At 48.5% G+C, this 18,696-nt stretch carries 17 protein-coding genes; 3 read left to right on the top strand and 14 right to left on the bottom strand.

Going from position 1 to position 18,696, the window contains the following annotated elements; all coding sequences use genetic code 11:
- Window positions 1-34 precede the first annotated feature (34 nt).
- Entirely contained in the window at window positions 35-1,513 is a 1,479-nt protein-coding gene (locus P1P86_00905; GenBank protein MDF1573736.1) for a thioredoxin-like domain-containing protein, read from the top strand.
- Between the two features lie 7 nt (window positions 1,514-1,520).
- Window positions 1,521-2,603, top strand: a complete 1,083-nt coding sequence (gene carA / locus P1P86_00910; protein ID MDF1573737.1) for a glutamine-hydrolyzing carbamoyl-phosphate synthase small subunit — start codon at window positions 1,521-1,523, stop codon at window positions 2,601-2,603.
- A 14-nt stretch (window positions 2,604-2,617) separates the two neighbouring features.
- Here carA and P1P86_00915 read toward each other — a convergent pair whose 3' ends face one another.
- The 8 genes from P1P86_00915 to P1P86_00950 are packed head-to-tail and all read right to left on the bottom strand — an operon-like array spanning window position 2,618 to window position 10,228.
- Window positions 2,618-3,862 carry a glutamate-5-semialdehyde dehydrogenase gene (locus tag P1P86_00915; GenBank protein ID MDF1573738.1) on the bottom strand — a complete coding sequence of 415 codons (1,245 nt, stop codon included), beginning with the start codon at window positions 3,860-3,862 and terminating at the stop codon, window positions 2,618-2,620.
- Window positions 3,863-3,878: 16 nt separating this feature from the next.
- Window positions 3,879-4,691: a glutamate 5-kinase gene (gene proB, locus P1P86_00920; protein ID MDF1573739.1), complete on the bottom strand. Its 813-nt coding sequence runs from the start codon at window positions 4,689-4,691 to the stop codon at window positions 3,879-3,881.
- Window positions 4,688-6,034, bottom strand: a complete 1,347-nt coding sequence (gene argH, locus P1P86_00925; GenBank protein ID MDF1573740.1) for an argininosuccinate lyase — start codon at window positions 6,032-6,034, stop codon at window positions 4,688-4,690. The genes proB and argH overlap by 4 nt, the downstream gene beginning before the upstream one ends.
- A gap of 13 nt (window positions 6,035-6,047) precedes the next feature.
- Window positions 6,048-7,097 (bottom strand): M20/M25/M40 family metallo-hydrolase, encoded by a 1,050-nt coding sequence (locus P1P86_00930; GenBank protein MDF1573741.1) that lies wholly within the window; start codon window positions 7,095-7,097, stop codon window positions 6,048-6,050.
- Entirely contained in the window at window positions 7,094-7,882 is a 789-nt protein-coding gene (gene proC, locus P1P86_00935; GenBank protein ID MDF1573742.1) for a pyrroline-5-carboxylate reductase, read from the bottom strand. Before proC ends, P1P86_00930 begins: the two co-directional genes overlap by 4 nt.
- Before the next feature lie 28 nt (window positions 7,883-7,910).
- On the bottom strand, window positions 7,911-9,116 hold the full coding sequence (locus P1P86_00940; GenBank protein MDF1573743.1) for an argininosuccinate synthase: 1,206 nt from the start codon (window positions 9,114-9,116) through the stop codon (window positions 7,911-7,913).
- A gap of 11 nt (window positions 9,117-9,127) precedes the next feature.
- A complete protein-coding gene (locus P1P86_00945; protein MDF1573744.1) occupies window positions 9,128-9,724 on the bottom strand; it encodes a GNAT family N-acetyltransferase in 597 nt (198 codons plus the stop codon).
- A 21-nt stretch (window positions 9,725-9,745) separates the two neighbouring features.
- Window positions 9,746-10,228 carry an arginine repressor gene (locus tag P1P86_00950; GenBank protein ID MDF1573745.1) on the bottom strand — a complete coding sequence of 161 codons (483 nt, stop codon included), beginning with the start codon at window positions 10,226-10,228 and terminating at the stop codon, window positions 9,746-9,748.
- 125 nt (window positions 10,229-10,353) lie between these two features.
- On the opposite strand from P1P86_00950, the gene carB reads away from it, so the two are divergent.
- Window positions 10,354-13,563 carry a carbamoyl-phosphate synthase (glutamine-hydrolyzing) large subunit gene (carB, locus tag P1P86_00955; protein ID MDF1573746.1) on the top strand — a complete coding sequence of 1,070 codons (3,210 nt, stop codon included), beginning with the start codon at window positions 10,354-10,356 and terminating at the stop codon, window positions 13,561-13,563.
- Between the two features lie 128 nt (window positions 13,564-13,691).
- On the opposite strand, the gene atpG is transcribed toward carB, so the two are convergent.
- From atpG to atpB, 6 genes are all read right to left on the bottom strand, one after another.
- Complete coding sequence (atpG, locus tag P1P86_00960) at window positions 13,692-14,579, bottom strand: ATP synthase F1 subunit gamma (GenBank protein ID MDF1573747.1); 888 nt, start codon at window positions 14,577-14,579, stop codon at window positions 13,692-13,694.
- Between the two features lie 6 nt (window positions 14,580-14,585).
- Window positions 14,586-16,163, bottom strand: coding sequence for a F0F1 ATP synthase subunit alpha (gene atpA / locus P1P86_00965; GenBank protein ID MDF1573748.1), 1,578 nt, complete (start codon window positions 16,161-16,163; stop codon window positions 14,586-14,588).
- 6 nt (window positions 16,164-16,169) lie between these two features.
- Window positions 16,170-16,718, bottom strand: coding sequence for an ATP synthase F1 subunit delta (atpH, locus tag P1P86_00970; GenBank protein ID MDF1573749.1), 549 nt, complete (start codon window positions 16,716-16,718; stop codon window positions 16,170-16,172).
- Between the two features lie 7 nt (window positions 16,719-16,725).
- Entirely contained in the window at window positions 16,726-17,220 is a 495-nt protein-coding gene (atpF, locus tag P1P86_00975) for a F0F1 ATP synthase subunit B (GenBank protein MDF1573750.1), read from the bottom strand.
- A 72-nt stretch (window positions 17,221-17,292) separates the two neighbouring features.
- Window positions 17,293-17,499, bottom strand: a complete 207-nt coding sequence (gene atpE / locus P1P86_00980; GenBank protein MDF1573751.1) for an ATP synthase F0 subunit C — start codon at window positions 17,497-17,499, stop codon at window positions 17,293-17,295.
- A gap of 23 nt (window positions 17,500-17,522) precedes the next feature.
- Window positions 17,523-18,692 carry a F0F1 ATP synthase subunit A gene (atpB, locus tag P1P86_00985; protein MDF1573752.1) on the bottom strand — a complete coding sequence of 390 codons (1,170 nt, stop codon included), beginning with the start codon at window positions 18,690-18,692 and terminating at the stop codon, window positions 17,523-17,525.
- Between the last annotated feature and the right edge of the window lie 4 nt (window positions 18,693-18,696).

The following is an 18,696-nucleotide window of genomic DNA, read 5'->3' on the forward strand; positions in this document are numbered from 1 at the left end:
ATTAACTTTGTCCGGTTCTTAAAAGCAGTGTTTGATGACATTTTCAAGGAGAATTACAAGCATACTTTCCATTTTATTTCTTTCTGTTTCATCCCTCTGGGCACAAGGCTACCGGATTGAGGTTGAATTAAAAGGACTTTCAAACGATACCATCATCTTAGGCGAGTATTTCACTTCCAGGATGATCCCGAAAGACACCACCGTCGTGGATAAGGATGGCCGGGGTGTTTTTGCCGGAACCGAAGCTTTTAAGGGAGGGCTCTACCTGGTCTATATCAATCCGGGGCACTATTTCGACCTCCTGCTGGGAGACGATCAGGAATTGCACATTGAAGCAGATACTTCCGATCTCCCGGGTAGTATTACTTTCCGCGGCTCGGATGATAACCGCATATTCCAGGAGTATAAAAACTTCCTGCAGAAAAAAAGAGGGGAGCTGGAGCAACTGGCAGCCCGGGAAAGCAGCAACACCAATGCTGCAGATAGTATCGCTCTGGTCCTCCGGCAGCAAGAGATCAACCGGGAGATGGAAGCGTTTATGAACCGCATCGAAGCGGAACACTCCACGTTGTTTGTTTCTGACTTTATTGGTGCCACCAGGGAACCCTTTCCTCCCGAAGAGATGCTGAGCGGAGAGAAAAGACATGACGACTCTGTCCGCTATTTCTATTACCGCGAACACTACTTCGACCGTTTTGATCCCTTTAATATCAGACTTTTGCACACCCCCCTCTACGAGGGGAAGATTATGAACTACATAAACAGGAGTGTCTCCCAACATCCCGATTCCCTGATTGTGGCAGTGGATTACCTGCTGGAAGGTTCCAAAAAGCAGGAAGAGCTCTACCGGTACATGCTGATCACCCTGTTTAATCATTTTGCCGAAAGCAAATTCATCGGAATGGACGGGGTCTATTTCCACATCGCAGAAAAATACTATCTGCCGGATGCCACCTGGAGCAACCCGGAGTTTCTGGCCAAACTCAAAGAGAACCTGGAAAGCAATAAACCCACCCTGATCGGCCAGACTGCCCCCAACATCATTCTGCGGCAGATCCCCGAAGAACACTTTGGGATGGCAACCCAGGATACTGCCATTAAGAAAGATCCTCATATCGGGCATGATTTTTATATTCATGATGTTGATGCCCGCTTTACCCTTCTGTATTTCTGGGAAGCAGACTGTGGCCATTGTAAGAAAGCAACTCCAGAGCTGCACGAAGTCTACAGCAGGATGTTGGATAAGGGAGTGGAAGTTGTCAGTGTTCACGTGATTAACTCCATAGAGGGTAAAGAAAAGTGGATCGATTTTATAAACGAACACCAGCTGCTGGGATGGATCAATTGCTGGAGCCCCTACAGCAATGAGTTTAGAAAAATATATAACCTGCAGAGCTATCCGCAGCTTTTTGTACTCGACCGGGACAAGAAAATTGTTGCCAAACGGGTCACCCCCCAGCAGGCCGAACAGATCATTAACACGCTGATAGAAAACGAATCGACCGATAATTGATAAGCTTATGAAGTTCAAGGCAATTAAACTGATTCTGGAGGACGGATCCACTTTTCATGGTAAATCATTTGGCTATGAAGGCAGCATTGCCGGTGAGGTGGTCTTCAATACTGCCATGACCGGATATCCCGAAAGTCTGACCGATCCATCCTACAAAGGTCAGATCCTGGTCCTTACCTATCCCATTGTGGGAAACTACGGGGTTCCCAGAGAGGACTCTGAGAATGATCTCTATAAATTCTTTGAATCGGATCAGCTTCACATTTCCGCCCTGGTGATTTCCTACTACTCCACCGAGTATTCTCACTGGAACGCAGAGCGCAGTCTCGGCGACTGGCTGAAACAGCACAATATACCGGGCATATTTGATGTGGATACCCGTAAAATCACCAAATTGCTGCGGGAAAAGGGATCCATGCTTGGCAAGATAGTTTTCAATGAGGATGAGCCGCCCGCTTACGATCCCAACCAGGACAACCTGGTCGCACAGGTAAGTGTGGAAGAAAAAAAGGTCTATGGCCAGGGAAAATACAGGATCCTGCTGCTCGATTGTGGAGTGAAATATAATATTATCCGCTACCTGCTTGAACGCGACACGACCATCATCAGGGTACCCTGGGACCATGATATCAGCAAAGAGGAATACGATGGTCTCTTTATTTCCAATGGACCGGGTGATCCCAAACAAAACAGGGTCACCATTGAAAGCCTGGCTGCAGCATACCAATCAGAAACTCCGATTTTCGGAATCTGCCTGGGGAATCAGCTTATGGCGCTGGCCGCCGGTGCAGATACCTATAAACTGAAATACGGGCACCGGAGCCACAATCAGCCGGTGCTTGAAGTGGGAACCGATAAAGCCTACATCACCTCCCAGAATCATGGTTATGCCATTGATAACCTGACTCTGCCTGATGATTGGAAGCCTCTCTTCATAAACCTGAATGATGAAACCAACGAGGGAATGAAACATGTTTCCAAACCTTTTTTCTCCACGCAGTTCCATCCCGAAGCCTCAGGAGGCCCCACCGATACAGCCTACCTTTTCGATGTTTTTATTGACCACATCAGGAAGCATGTGGAGGGCTGACAGCCCTGAAAGCTTTACCGGATTTGACCGGAACCATAGATAATATACTTGCTGGTGGTAAGTTCTTTTAATCCCATGGGGCCCCGGGCATGTAACTTCTGTGTACTGATCCCAATCTCTGCCCCGTAGCCGAATTCAAATCCGTCCGTAAACCTGGTGGAGGCATTCACATAGACCGCAGCTGCATCCACTCTCTCCAGAAAATACTGCGCATGACTGTAATTTTCAGTAATGATACTCTCCGAATGCATGGAACCATACTGGTTTATATGGTCTACTGCCTCTTCCACAGAACCCACCACCTTTGAACTGATTTTCAGATCCAGATATTCGGTCGACCAGTCCACTTCGGTGGCCGGGATGGCTCCCGGAATCAAGGAACAGCTCTGTTCATCGCCCCTGATTTCCACTCCAGCCTCCATCAGTGAGGAAGCTATCAGGGGCAGAACCTTTTCAGCCACTTTATTATGCACCAGCAGACTTTCGGCTGCATTACAGACTCCGGGCCGTTGTGTTTTGGCATTGTATACAATGGCCACGGCTTTCTCCAAATCGGCAGCCTCATCCACATAGACATGACAGTTCCCCACCCCGGTTTCAATCACCGGGACTGTGCTGTTCCTGACCACCGCCTGAATCAATCCGGCGCCTCCCCTGGGAATCAGGATGTCCAGATATTCATTCCATTTCATCATAGCCACAGCACTCTCTCTGGAGGTGTCCTGTACCAGCTGCACCATATTGGGATCCAGCTCAATTGCCAAAAGGGCCTGATGAAAAATACCCACGATGGCATTGTTCGACCGGAAGGCCTCTTTACCTCCCCGGAGCACGCATACATTCCCCGTCTTAATGCACAAGCCGGCCACATCGGCCGTCACATTGGGCCTTGATTCATAAATCACCCCGACCACCCCCAGTGGTACTCTTTTTTTTCCGATCAACAGTCCATTGGGCCTTCTCCTCATCTCCCCGATCTCTCCGATCGGATCCTCCAGCTGAACAATCTGCCTCAAGCCATCGGAGATCGCCCTTATTTTTTCCTCCGAAAGGCTCAGACGCTCCAAAATGGCCCCCTTCAGTCCCATCTCCCGCCCCAGCCCCAGATCTGCCGCATTCTCCTCGAGAATAACTGAAGTGGAACGCTCCAGGAGGTCTGCCACCATAAGCAGTACCTTGTTTTTCTGATTGGTATTCAGGTGGGCCAGCTCTTTGCTGGCCTCTTTTGCTCGTATTCCGATATCGTTTAACTCTTTCATGACAGATAGATTTGATTCACCCGGCCATCTGAGTGGCATCGGAAACAAAGAAGGTTCCCAGGTCCTTTCCTTCCAGCACAGCCATGATGGTGGAAGGATCGGCACCATCGGCGATAACCACATCCACGTTGTGCTCACGGCAGAGTTCTGCTGCAGCTATCTTGGAGGCCATGCCCCCGGATCCCATTTTCGAGGAACCCTCCAGGACGATATCCTTCAGGTCTTCACTGGCCTTCATCACCTTGGGCACCTTCTGAGCCGAACGGTGAATATGCGGATCGGCGGTAAATACCCCGTCGGTATCGGTAAGAATCAGTAAAAGATCGGCCTGGATCAGGGTGGCCACCGCCGCAGAAAGGGTATCGTTGTCGCCGAATTCAATCTCATCGGTACTGACCGTATCATTCTCATTGACCACCGGGATAATTCCCATTTCGATCAGCTTGTTCAGGGTGTTCCTGGCATTTTTCCTGCGCAGGCTGTTCTCTATGCCATCCCGGGTCAGGAGCACCTGGGCCACCGTCAGATTGTATTCATCGAAAAATTTCTGGTACAAGCGGATCAGGCCCACCTGTCCGATAGCGGCCAGGGCCTGCTTTTGTACCAGATTCTCAGGTTTTTTGTCCAGGCCGATCATACCCACACCGACTCCAACTGCTCCTGAGGAGACCAGTACCACCTCTCTGCCGCTGTTGCTCAGATCTGCCAGGACCCTGGCCAGTTTTTCCATCCGCTGCAGGTTAATTTTTCCATTCTCGTAGGCCAGCAGGCTGGTACCCACCTTGACTACAATTTTCTTTTTATCCTTTAAATATTTTCTGTGTGTCATGTCTTTCTGTAATAATTGCTCAATCGTTGTACAAGCTGCTCGCTGTTTACAAAGTGAAACCCTCCATATGCTTTTTCGAGTTTTACTTTGATCTCTGCCAATCCGGGATTCCCAATGCTTCCAAGGTGTGTATAAGCATGGTCCCGGCCGGGCCTGTAGCGGCCCCTGTCGATTTCAGAGGCCACCTGCCGGTATGCATCCCTGAAAGGAATGCCCGCCTGGACTTTTTTATTTACTTCCTCCACCGAATAGATATATTGATAGGTATCCTCATCCAGAATATCCGGGTTTACCTCCATACACTCCACCACATAGCGCATCATATCCAGACAGTTCCTTAGCTCTTCAAGGGACGGATGAAGGATTTCTTTTAACAACTGAAAATCGCGGTGGTATCCGGAAATAAGGTTGCCGGTAACTGCAGAAATCTCCGTCGCCACCACGCTCAGACGATTGCACCTGGCCCTGAGCAATTCAAGCACATCGGGATTCTTTTTATGTGGCATGATGGAAGAGCCTGTGGTCAGTTCCGGAGGCAGAGATATGAACCGGAAATTCTGTCCCATAAAGAGTACCGCATCCATGGCCAGCCGTCCCACGGTAGAGGCCAGGGCCCCTATCCCGGTTCCCACATACCACTCGGTCTTTCCACGATTCATCTGGGCATTGACCGAGCTGATATGCAACTCGTCAAACTCCAGCAGACTGGTGGTTAGTTTCCGGTCGACGGGAAATGATGAGCCAAAGCCGGCCGCCGAACCCAGGGGATTCTGATTGATCACGGTATAAATTCCCTGCAGGTAGGTCATATCATCGGCCAGGGCCTCTGCGTACGCACCAAACCAGAGTCCAAAGGAGGAGGGCATGGCCACCTGCATATGGGTATAGCCCGGCATAAGGACATTTTTATAGGTTCCAGCCTGGCTAAGCAAGGTCCGGGCCAGATTCAGGGTCATCCCAACGATCTCCCTGATCTGATCACGCAGGAAAAGTTTCACATCGACCATGACCTGATCGTTTCTGGAGCGTCCCGTATGGATTTTCTTTCCTATATCGCCCAATTCCCTGGTCAAAACCATCTCCACCTGGGAATGAATATCCTCCACCCCGGGATCCAGCTTTAAAACACCTTCCCTGGCTTCGCCATAGAGCCGGTCCAACGCAGCCAGAATCCTCTCTGCCTCCTCTTTTTCTAACATTCCTGTTTCGGCCAACATGATGGAATGGGCCATGGAGCCCAGGATATCATGGGGAGCCAGTTCCAGATCATAAACCGGATCTTTGCCTGTGGTAAAAGCCAGGATACGCTCTTCGGTGGATATTTCTTTGTCCCAAAGTCTCATTTTTTCTTTTTTCTTATACCAGAATATGTTCCAGGAAGCGGCAATAAGCGGCCACACCCTGCTCCAGTTCACTCCTTAAAATATACTCTCCCGCCGTATGAGAACGTGACGATTCGCCCGGACCCATTTTTATAGCCGGAAAGGGGATCAGCGCCATATCAGACAGGGTGGATGAGCCAAAAGGCTCCAATCCGCTATCATGGATGGCCTTCATTAAAAAATGATCCTCGTCCAGTCCTGTCGGCTTCAGCCTGGTGGACCGTGGGGTCAGCCTGGCTTTGCAGACCGACCGGATCATCTTTAGTAAGCTTTCGTTTCCATAACGATCGTTGCTTCTCACATCAACCACAAAGCGACAGAGATCAGGGACCACATTGTGACTGCTGCCTGCTGAAATCATGGTCACCTGTGCTCCTGGTCCGGGAAGCCATTTCGACTGTTCTGGAAATTCCATCTGCCCGATAGCTCTGATATCCTCTATAGCTTCATCGATGGCATTCTTTCCTTCATTGAGTGCAGCATGGCCTGCCTTTCCAAACACCTCCCCATCCAGAACCATCAACCCCCGTTCGGCCACAGCAGGAGACAGGCCGGTAGGTTCACCTACGATCACAGCATCCACTTCACCAAGCAAGGGTAAGACTGCAGAAATCCCCCTGGATCCTGAAACTTCTTCCTCTGCACTAATCAGTAAGACCAGGTTAAGATGTCCCTCCAACAACTCCTTCATCTGATTATAAGCCGCCATCATGGTCACCACCGATGCCCCTGCATCGTTACTCCCCAGTCCAACGATTTTACCCCCCTCTACCCGGGGAAAAAAAGGATCAGTTTCCCAGGCTTCCACCGGGGGAACCGTATCCATATGAGAATTCAGAAGGACGGTGGTTCCAGGCGCCTCTGTTTCTCCGATCAGCAGATTATTATATATACGTTTCACCTGCCACCCCATTCCTTTCATATATGTCTCAAGAAAATCGGAGCGGAGTTTCTCTTCACGGCTCACTGCCTGAATAGAGATCATCTTCATTAAAAGCTCTTCATATGGGAAACTTCCACTCATTTCAGATCGCTGATTTCCGAATAAGATTTAACAATGCCCTTGATCATGGCCGAACTTAATCCAAAGTGTTCCATTTCATTTAAACCCGAGATGGTGCAGCCCATGGGGGTAGTCACCCGGTCTATTTCGGTCTCGGGATGGTTTTCGGTCCGCATCAGAAGTTCGGCGGCACCCAGGGCTGTCTGTGCGGCAATCCTGCCGGCCTCCCCGGCGTGAAAGCCAATCTGGATTCCACCCTGAGACACCGCCCGGATAAAACGCAGGAAGAAGGCGATCCCACAGGCTGCCAGAATGGTGGCAGCAGGCATCAGTTGCTCCTTGATTATCATAGTCTGTCCCAAAGGATCAAATAAGGATTTGACCTGGTTCACGGCCTGCTCCTCTTCGCCGGCAATACAGGTCATGCTGGCTCCATATTCCACCGCGGTATTGGGCATGATCCTGACTACTCCTGCCTGTTTTCCGCTCCAATCTTTTAGCTCCCTGATACTTACAGCAGAAACTACACTTATGAGAAGCTTATCTTCTCCCGCTAACAGTTCCTTTAGCTCCAGGATTACCTCTCTGGCCTGAGCGGGCAAAACGGCCAGGATGACAACATCACAGCGGGACACCAGCTTGCGGTTATCAGTGATTTCAAAACCATTCTGCTTGTGTTCCCCCAGTAAGTCATTCCTCCTCCTTGAAAGGAACAGATCCGAAGGGGCTGTAAGCTTGTGCCTGATCATACCCTTCGCAATAGCCATTCCAATATTTCCAGCTCCAATGATTCCAATTCTTTGCATATTCTGACCCATTTTACATATTTATCAACTATTTCATCAGATCAACGGCTCCATTTACCTCATACCAGATTCTTTGCTGATTCCCCAGAATCCTGGTAAACCCGTTGACTTCTTCGGCTGTCCAGGCTCTGTTCATTTCCCCGTAAGTGGCAAAAGAAGCACTCATCAGGTCGAAAGGGCTCTCTATACCAGTCACAGAAAAAGTGTAAGGCCTGAGTCTGAGTGTAGCGTTTCCGGTCACATTTTTTTGAGAGGATTCCAGAAAAGCCTCCAGGTCGCGCATCACCGGTTCCAGGTATTGGGCCTCATGAACAAACATCCCGTACCATTGTCCGATCTGTTCTTTCCAGTGCAATTGCCAGCGAGTAAGCACATGCTTTTCAAGTGCCAGGTGCGCATCAATAATCATCCGCGCGGCAGCAGCTTCGAATCCCACACGTCCCTTGATCCCTATGATGGTATCACCCACATGCACATCTCTGCCTATCCCCCAGGGGGAAGCTAATATTTCAAGCTCTCGGATGACCCCCAGCGGCTCCATGGAATGGCCGTTCAGACTGACAGGCTCGCCCTGCTCAAATCCGATGCTCAGTATTTCTGAACCTGACTTTGCCACAGGAGTTGGAAATGCTTCTGCAGGAAGTTCCTCCGAGGAGTTCAAAGTCTCCTTTCCTCCCACGCTGGTTCCCCAGATCCCTTTATTGACAGAGTATTCCACTTTGCTCCAGTTCATATCAATGCCGGTCTTTCTCAAGTAATCGATCTCGTCCTCCCGGGAAATTTTCAGATCTCTGATGGGGGTTATGATCTTCATCTCGGGCGCCAGCACCTGGATCACCAGGTCGAATCGTACCTGGTCGTTTCCTGCAGCCGTGGATCCGTGGGCAATATAATTAAACCCGTTTTTCCTGGCGTGCTCCACCAGGGCAATAGCCTGAAAGGTGCGCTCGGAACTTACCGACAGGGGATAGCTCCTGTTTCTAAGTGTATTTCCAAAAATCATATACCGGATACAACGGTAGTAATAATCGGCTGTTACATCCAGAACCTGGTGGGAGGCCGTCTTCAGTTTTTTCGCATGCGCCGCAATCTGTTCCAGATCCTTATCCGAAAATCCACCGGTATTCACAATGGCCGAATGAACTTCCATATGCTCTACTCTGGCCAGATGGACGGCACAAAAGGTGGTATCGAGCCCGCCACTGAAGGCCAGAAGTACTTTTTTCTTCTCCATGATTGAAGGTGTCAGGTATGGTTAATAATCACTTTAATTCCAGAGGTCCTTGCCTTGCCATTAACTTTATTCTTCTTAGGATCCATGACCATGGCCGTACACAGACAATCGTCCCTTTTGGTACGCACCAGAATGTCGTAATATGGACAGGTTTCACAGCCCTTCCAGAACTGATCATCATCGGTAAGCTCAGAGAAAGTGACTGGCTGGTATCCCAGTCCACTGTTGATTTTCATCACTGCCAGGCTGGTGGTCAGCCCAAAAAGTTGTGCTCCCGGGAATAATCTGGCCGAAAGTTCCAGGGCCCGCTTCTTGATCTCACTGGCCAATCCGCCCCCCCTGAAAGCAGAAGAGACAATAAGTCCGCTGTTGGCTACAAACTTGTTATGTCCCCAGGATTCAATATAACAGAAACCTGCCCATAAACCCCCATCGCCCAGGGCAATAACAGCCTTTCCTTCTTCTATCTTTTCATTCAGGTATTCAGCGCCCCTGACAGCAATACCCGTTCCCTTCTGAAGAGATGCCTGGAATATAGCTTCCTCAATCTCGGGAACATAATCCAGGTGCAATTTCGAGGCAATGCTTATCTCAATATTCTTTACCATGTGTTTAAATCTTTACTCCATTTATTGCGTTGAAGAGCCCTGCATGAGGCCCGGCATCCTTAGTTTTAACAAATTCACCAGATCGGAGCGGCTTACTCCATCCCGCGGAACCAACAGAATGGTATCATCACCCGCTATGGTTCCTGCAATTTCATAGGCATCCAGGTTATCAATGGTATAGGCAATACTACCGGCATGTCCCGGAATGGTTCTTAGAATTGCCAATCCCTGTGCGAAATTAAGAGAAACCAGTCCGCCCAGTCCCCGGGCCTCCTTGCCGGCCTCTTCTATCACCTGCTCCTTATCAGGAAGTATATACACATAGCCCGTCTGGTCGTCAGGCATTTTGGCCACTCTCAGATACTTCAGGTCCCGGGAGAGGGTCGCCTGGGTCAGGGCATAACCCTGCTTCTCAAGCAGTCTGGCCAGCTCATCCTGACTGGAAATATTCCTGCTTCCTATAAGCCTGCGAATCTCCATTAATCGCTCATTCCTGTTTTTCATATCCGTATATTGTATTTTTATACATATGAAATGCAAATTTATACATTTATTCCGAACCGATACCATTCTCTCGGCTTTTTTTTATATTTTTACAAGCCGCAAAAAACAGTCAATTAGCTATTTTCATGAAAGAATCAATCAACAAAGTGATCGTCCTGGGATCAGGAGCATTAAAAATCGGAGAAGCGGGTGAATTCGATTACTCGGGATCCCAGGCTCTGAAGGCTCTGCGGGAAGAAAAAGTTTATACCGTTCTGATTAACCCCAATATTGCCACAGTACAAACTTCTGAAGGTGTGGCAGATAAGATTTATTTCCTGCCCATTACTCCCTACTTTGTTGAGCAGGTGATCCAGAAAGAGAGACCCGATGGCATTCTGCTGGCCTTTGGGGGCCAGACCGCTCTGAATTGCGGGGTAGCTCTTTATAAGGAGGGTATCCTGGAAAAATATAATGTGAAGGTGCTGGGGACCCCTGTTCAGGCGATCATGGATACCGAAGACCGGGAGCTTTTTGTTGGCAAACTGGATCAGATCCATGTAAAGACGGCACGGAGCATTGCAGTAACATCGGAAGAAGATGCCCATAAAGCTGCCGAAGAACTGGGCTATCCCATTATTATTCGTGCAGCTTATACCCTGGGCGGGCAGGGAAGCGGTTTCTGCTATAATAAAAGTGATCTGGACAAGTTGGCTCAAAAAGCCTTCTCCTACTCTCCGCAAATACTGCTTGAGGAGTCATTGAAGGGATGGAAAGAGGTGGAGTATGAGGTGGTCAGGGACCGCTTTGATAACTGTATCACCGTCTGTAATATGGAGAATTTTGATCCATTGGGTATCCATACCGGGGAGAGCATCGTGGTGGCCCCTTCACAGACCCTGACCAATAGTGAATATCATAAGCTCCGAAAACTTTCGATTGATATTATCCGGCATATCGGTATCGTGGGTGAGTGTAATGTACAGTATGCCCTGGACCCTGATTCGGAAGATTACCGGGTTATTGAGGTCAATGCCAGACTCTCCCGCTCTTCTGCACTGGCCAGCAAGGCTACCGGCTACCCGCTTGCTTTTGTGGCCGCCAAACTTGGATTGGGGTTTGGCCTGCACCAGTTACGTAACTCGATTACCAAAACCACATCCGCCTTTTTTGAACCGGCACTGGACTACATAGTCTGCAAAATTCCCCGCTGGGACCTCAATAAATTCCAGGGGGTTTCCAAATTGATTGATTCCAGCATGAAATCGGTGGGTGAAGTCATGGCCATCGGACGTACCTTTGAGGAGTCCATCCAGAAAGGGATCCGGATGATCGGACAGGGTATGCATGGTTTTGTTGGTAATCATGAGATGGAGATCGAGAACATCGACCATGAGCTGTCGGAACCGACCGATATGCGTATTTTGGTGATCGAAAAGGCTTTTAGCGAGGGTTATACCATCGACAGAATCCATGAATTAACAAAAATTGACCGATGGTTCCTGGTGAAACTCAAGAAAATTTTTGACCTGAAAGAAGAACTGGAAAAAGTGGATTCGCTGGCTCATCTGAATGATGAGTTACTCTTACAATCCAAAAAAGCCGGATTCAGCGATTTCCAGGTGGCCAGGCTGGTCATGAAGGGAGATGTGTCCGACAATTTACTGGCGGTCCGCGAACACCGTAAAAAGAGGAATATCCTGCCCAGTGTGAAACAGATCGATACGCTGGCCGCTGAGTACCCGGCCAAGACCAATTATCTCTACCTCACCTATAGCGGGGATGAACACGATATTGAATTTATGGCCGATCAAAGATCGGTGGTAGTGCTGGGTTCCGGAGCCTATCGTATAGGTTCCAGCGTAGAGTTTGACTGGTGCAGCGTAAATGCTTTAAAAACGGTAAACGATGAAGGCTACAGATCTATCATGATCAACTACAACCCCGAAACCGTATCTACCGACTACGATGTATGCGACCGGCTTTATTTTGATGAACTCTCCTTCGAAAGGGTGATGGATATCTATGACCTGGAGATGCCCAAAGGAATAATTATTTCTGTGGGCGGACAGATACCCAATAATCTGGCCATGCGCCTGCATCAGCAAAATGTCCATATTCTGGGCACCTCCCCCATAAACATCGACCGAGCTGAAAACAGGCACAAGTTTTCGATGATGCTTGATAAACTGGGCATTGACCAGCCTCGCTGGATGGAGCTCAGCAGCATGGAGGAGATCTTCTCCTTCGTGGATGAAGTGGGCTTCCCTTTGCTGGTGAGACCCTCCTATGTGCTTTCAGGAGCAGCCATGAATGTGGTATCGAACCGGGAAGAGCTGGAGGGCTTTCTAACTCTGGCTGCCAGGGTATCCAAACAGTATCCGGTCGTAGTATCCGAATTTATCGAACAGGCCAAAGAAATTGAGATAGATGCCATAGCCCGGGAAGGAGAACTCTTCTCCTATGCCATCTCTGAGCACGTTGAATTTGCCGGTGTGCATTCGGGTGATGCCACTATGATCTTTCCGCCTCAGAAGATCTATTTTGAGACCGTCAGAAGGATTAAAAGGATTGCCAGACAACTGGCCGAAGCTCTGGAAATATCCGGTCCCTTTAATATGCAATTCCTGGCCAAGGACAATGATATCAAGGTGATCGAATGCAATCTCAGGGCATCCCGGAGCATGCCCTTCGTCTCCAAGGTATTGAAGGCGAACCTGATCGACCAGGCCACCAAGATCATGCTTAAAGTCCCCATCGAAAAACCTCATAAATCGATCTTTGACCTGGACTATATCGGGTGCAAGGCTCCGCAATTTTCTTTTTCCAGGTTGAAAAAGGCCGATCCTGTCCTCGGAGTGGATATGTCTTCCACAGGGGAAGTGGGATGTATCGGGGACAACTACTATGAAGCCATCCTGAAAGCCATGTTATCGGTGGGATACACCATCCCACAAAAAAACATCCTGCTTTCTACCGGGGATATGCGCTCTAAGGTGGAACTGGTCAATTCATGTAATATGCTGATCGAGAAAGGGTTCAATCTGTTCGCAACGCATGGCACCCATGAATTCCTGAAGTTGAATGGCATCGATTCCGTCGATCTGGCCTGGCCGGATGAAAAAAGGAAGCCCAATGTGATGGAATATCTGAAAGCCAAAAAGATTGACCTGGTGGTCAACATACCCAAAGACCTCTCCTCGCATGAACTCTCCAATGACTACAGCATCCGGCGCGGAGCAGTGGATTATAATATTCCCCTGATCACCAATGCGCGGCTGGCATCGGCTTTTATCTATGCCATCTGTAAGATGACACTGGAGGATATCTCCATTAAGAGCTGGGATGAGTATTAGGCACACAGGGGTATCCGGCTCGTTGCTTGAATTCATTGCTTCGCGATTAATTACAGGCTTCCTCGCCAAACACCCCTGTGTGCCTTAACAGCGGGGAGAGGGGAAAGAAAAAGGCTGACCCGGAGAAATTAACCCTTCAGGGCTTCGGCACCGCCAACAATCTCGAGGATTTCATTGGTAATGGCTGCCTGGCGTGCTTTGTTAAACTGGAGACTCAGTTCTTTCAGCAGCTCGGTGGCATTGTCTGTGGCCTTGTGCATGGCTGTCATGCGGGCACCATGCTCGGCTGCGTGAGAATCCAGAATCGCTTTATAGAATTGCAGCTTTAAGGAACGGGGAATCAGTTCCTTCAAAATATATTCCTTGCTGGGCTCAAAAATATAATCGACCTTGGAAACATACTGCGATTCTTCGGCGAGTTCCTGCACCTGGATGGGCAAAAACTGTTCTTCCGTCAGAATCTGGGTCCCGGCATTCTTGAAACGGTTATATATCACATCCACATGATCGTATTCGCCATCGGTAAAGAGCCCCATGATCATCTGGGCCACTTCAGCTATAAGGTCAAAGTTAAGATTATCAAACAGTTCACTGCCATTGAATATGACATGGTAACCCTTTTTGCGTAAAAAATCGGCTCCTTTTTTCCCAACCGCAATAAAATCGACTTGCTGCGCCACCATCTGCCTGTCATAAGTGCTTAGTGCCCTGGTAATGGCGGCTTTAATGGCGCTGGAGTTAAAAGCTCCGCACAAACCCCTGTTGGAGGTGATCAGTACCAGGAGGATACGTTCTTTATCACGTTGTACAGAATACTTATTGTCCTCATCATCTTTGATGCTGTCGCCCACGCTGGCCAGGATTTCCTGCAGTTTTTCCGCATAGGGCCTGAACTGAACAATGGCATCCTGAGCTTTCCTGAGCTTGGCAGCAGAAACCATCTTCATAGCACTGGTGATCTGCCTGGTGGAGGCCACCGAGGCTCTGCGCTCCCGTATTTCCTTCAAACTTGCCATCCAGCCTTATTTAAATTTCTCAGCAATTTCTTTCGCAGCACTCTCAAGGATGGCGCTTATTTCATCCGACAATTTACCCTGGGCAAGAGCTGCCAGTGTTTTTTTATGTTTCATTTCCATATACTCCAGGAACTCGATTTCAAATTCCTTAACGCTCTCAACCGGAATATCTGACAGCAAGCCCCTGGTGCCGCAAAAAATAATGGCAATCTGCTTTTCTACCGGCATTGGAGCATACTGATTCTGCTTTAGTATTTCCACATTTTTCCGCCCTTTATCAAGCACCGCCATGGTGGCAGCATCCAGGTCGGAACCAAACTTGGAGAAGGCCTCCAATTCACGGAACTGGGCCTGATCGAGTTTCAAAGTTCCGGCAATCTTCTTCATGGATTTTATCTGGGCATTTCCCCCTACTCTGGATACAGAGATTCCCACATTAATGGCCGGACGCACACCGGAATTAAAAAGGTTGGCCTCCAGGAAAATCTGTCCGTCGGTAATGGAAATCACATTGGTGGGTATATAAGCCGAAACATCCCCTGCCTGAGTCTCAATAATGGGAAGTGCGGTCAGGGAACCTCCTCCCTTCACAAGGGGTTTTAACTGCTCGGGAAGATCATTCATTTGTCTGGCAATCTCATCTGACTGTATAATCTTGGCTGCACGTTCCAGCAAACGTGAGTGAAGGTAAAACACATCTCCGGGATATGCTTCACGTCCGGGAGGCCTCCGGAGCAGTAGCGATACTTCGCGGTAAGATACCGCCTGTTTGGAAAGGTCGTCATAGATAATCAAAGCAGGCCTTCCGGTATCCCTGAAGTACTCTCCGATGGTGCATCCGGCAAAAGGAGCATAAAACTGCAGGGCTGCCGGATAAGCAGCAGTCGCAGCAACAATAACCGTATAGTCCATGGCCCCGGCCTCCTTCAGGGTCTTCTGGATATTCGCTACGGTTGAGCCTTTCTGACCTATGGCCACATAGATGCAGTAAACAGTCTCGCCTTTCTCATAAAACTCTTTCTGGTTAATGATGGTATCTATGGCGATGGCCGTCTTCCCGGTCTGACGGTCCCCGATAATCAATTCGCGTTGCCCACGCCCGATAGGAATCATGGCATCGATGGGCTTGAGACCCGTTTGCAGCGGCTCATGAACCGGTTGGCGGTAGATAACCCCGGGTGCCTTACGTTCCAGGGGCAAATCAATCATCTCACCGGTAATGGGACCTTTGCCGTCGAGGGGCTCGCCCAGGGTGTTGATCACACGACCCAGCAAGCTCTCACCGACACCAATGGATGCAATCTTCCTGGAACGCTTCACGGAATCTCCCTCCTTGATCAATTCCGAGGCGCCGAGCAATACAGCACCCACATTGTCCTCTTCCAGGTTCAGAACGATCCCCTTAACGCCGCTGTCAAACTCGATCAGCTCATTGGCCTGGACACTGTTTAATCCATATATACGGGCAATTCCGTCACCAACCTGAAGAACGGTTCCCACTTCCTCAAGTTCAACTTCACTTTTATATCCTTCTATTTGCTTCTTTAAAATTTCCGATACTTCGGATGGCTTGATCTGAGACATATTATATTACTTTTCAATACTGGTTTGAAGTAGTTGTTTTTTCATTTTTTTTAGGCTGGTAGCCACACTTGCATCGTAACGTTTATCCTCGATGGTCAGAACGAAACCCCCTATTAAGTCCTCATCCACTGAAGAACTCAGCTCCACCTCCCCTCCGTTTGCCTGTTTAATTAATCGGCGAATGCTTGTCATAGTGGCATCGTCGACCGGTTGTGCCGTAAGCAGGGTCACGGTACTGACTCCCATTTCCTTTCTGTAAAGGTCCCTGAAGTATCTGGCAATTCCCGGCAGGTAAATCTCCCGTTTGTTCCTGATTACCAGGTTAATCATCGAAATAGAGAGCCTGGAAATATTCTGTCCGAGGATGGACCCTGTCAGCTTGATCTTCTGGCTTGGCTGCAGGGAAGGTACAGTCAGCATATACTGAAAATCCTCCAGCTTACAAACGGAGCTCAGCACCTCCATGTCCTGGTATACTTCATCTAATAGCTTTTGCTCTGCAGCACTTTGAAATAGTGCTTTTGCATAACGGACGGAAATCTGGCTTTCATTCATAGGGCAACTAATTCAGGTCGGCTTCGTTAATGAGTTTATTGACCAGATCATTCTGTGCCTTGCTCTCCTCCAGCTTCATCCGCAGGATCTTTTCTGCAATATCCACAGAGAGGCTCGCCATCTGTTCCTTCATTTCAGTCAGAGCGGCCGCTTTCTCATGCCGGATGGATTCTCTCGCATTCTGAACCAATTTTTTGGCCTCTTCTGCAGCTTTTTCCCTGGCCTCAGCAATGAGCTGATCTTTCAACTCTTTCGCTTCTTTCAACAGGGAATCCCTTTCAGCTTTAGCTTCGGCGAGGATTTTTTCATTTTCAGCCTGAAGCTTTTTCATCTCCTTCTTAGCCCTTTCTGCTGCATCCAGAGCATGCCGGATACTTTCATTACGGGCCTTGACAGCCGTCAGAATGGCGGGCCAGGCAAATTTGCCCAGGATAAAAAGCAAAACAAGAAAGAACAGCGTTGACCAGAAGATCATTCCTATTCCAGGTGTTACTAAATCCATTTTATATCTGGTTTATTTGTTATCAAAGAAAGGCCTGCAACCAACCGTTACAGGCCTGTTCGTTTTTGCATCCTAATTGCCCATCATGGAAACCACAACGGCAAACAATGCAACACCTTCAATCAGAGCGGCAGAAATAATCATGGCTGTCTGGATTTTGCCACCGGCTTCGGGCTGACGTGCAATGGCGTCCATGGCTGATCCCCCGATCCTTCCAATCCCCAGACCTGCTCCGATTACGGCCAGACCTGCTCCGATTGCTGCTAATGTACCTGTCATAATAAGTAATATTAAAGTGAATATTAATCATGGTGATGCTCGGGCATCGCCAATCCGATAAACAAAGCTGATAATAAGGTAAATATATAAGCCTGCAGAAATGCTACAAGCAATTCAATCATATCCATAAAAATCACCATCACCAGGGATGGGACTGACATAAATACTGATTTAAAAATAAAAATCATGGAGATGAGACTCAGTACAATAATATGTCCGGCGGTAATGTTCGCAAAAAGTCGCACCATAAGTGCAAAGGGCTTGGTGAACATGCCAATAATTTCCACGGGAATCATAATGGGGGCAAGCACAACAGGCACACCGGGAGTATTAAAAATATGCTGCCAGTAAGATTTGTTGCCGCTAAGGGTTGTAATAATAAAGGTGAAAACAGCCAGCACCATGGTCAGGGCAATGTTCCCTGTTACATTGGCCCCGAAAGGAAAGAAAGGGATCAGGCCCATCAGGTTATTCAGCAGGATAAAAAAGAAGATCGTCAGTAAATAGGGCATATACCTGTAATACTTATCCTCACCGATATTTGGTATGGCCACATCTTCCTCAATAAATACGATGACTGGCTCAATGAACCCCGCCAGGCCTCTGGGTTCGCTGATGCCCGATTTTTTGTAGGCTTTTGCCATTCCTAAAAATACCCAGAGTAAAATGATGACCGACAACATCATCATAAATACGTTTTTTGTGATAGAGAAATCCAGGGGTAATCCAGCTTCAAGCATCTCACCGTGCTCATCCACTTCAATGATCTTTCCGTTCAGGTTCTTCTCAGCAGTCTCACCGTTCTTCTTAACGACCTCCATGGTCCCCTCTCCCATCTTAAATCCCTCATGGATATGCCCATAAGCCAGTTTGCCGGACATAAACAGGTGGAACCCTGAATGCTTGCTGTAGAGTATTACAGGCAGGGGAACGCTAACATGCTGCCCGTCCTTTTTTGTCAGGATATGCCATTCATGTGAATCACTGACGTGATCAAGAATATATTCGGTGGAGTTAAACTCTTCTTCACCCGATTCTCCATGGCCGGCTTCTTCAGAGTGAGAATCAACAAGCTCATGATGCAGGTCACTTGTTTTTTGATGTTCATCCTGTCCATGAATCGGGGCACCAGGTACCAGGAAGATAAAACCAATTAATAAATGGACAAAAACAGCTAAAACCCTATCGCTCACAATC

The organism is Bacteroidales bacterium, assembly GCA_029210725.1.
Taxonomy (GTDB): domain Bacteria; phylum Bacteroidota; class Bacteroidia; order Bacteroidales.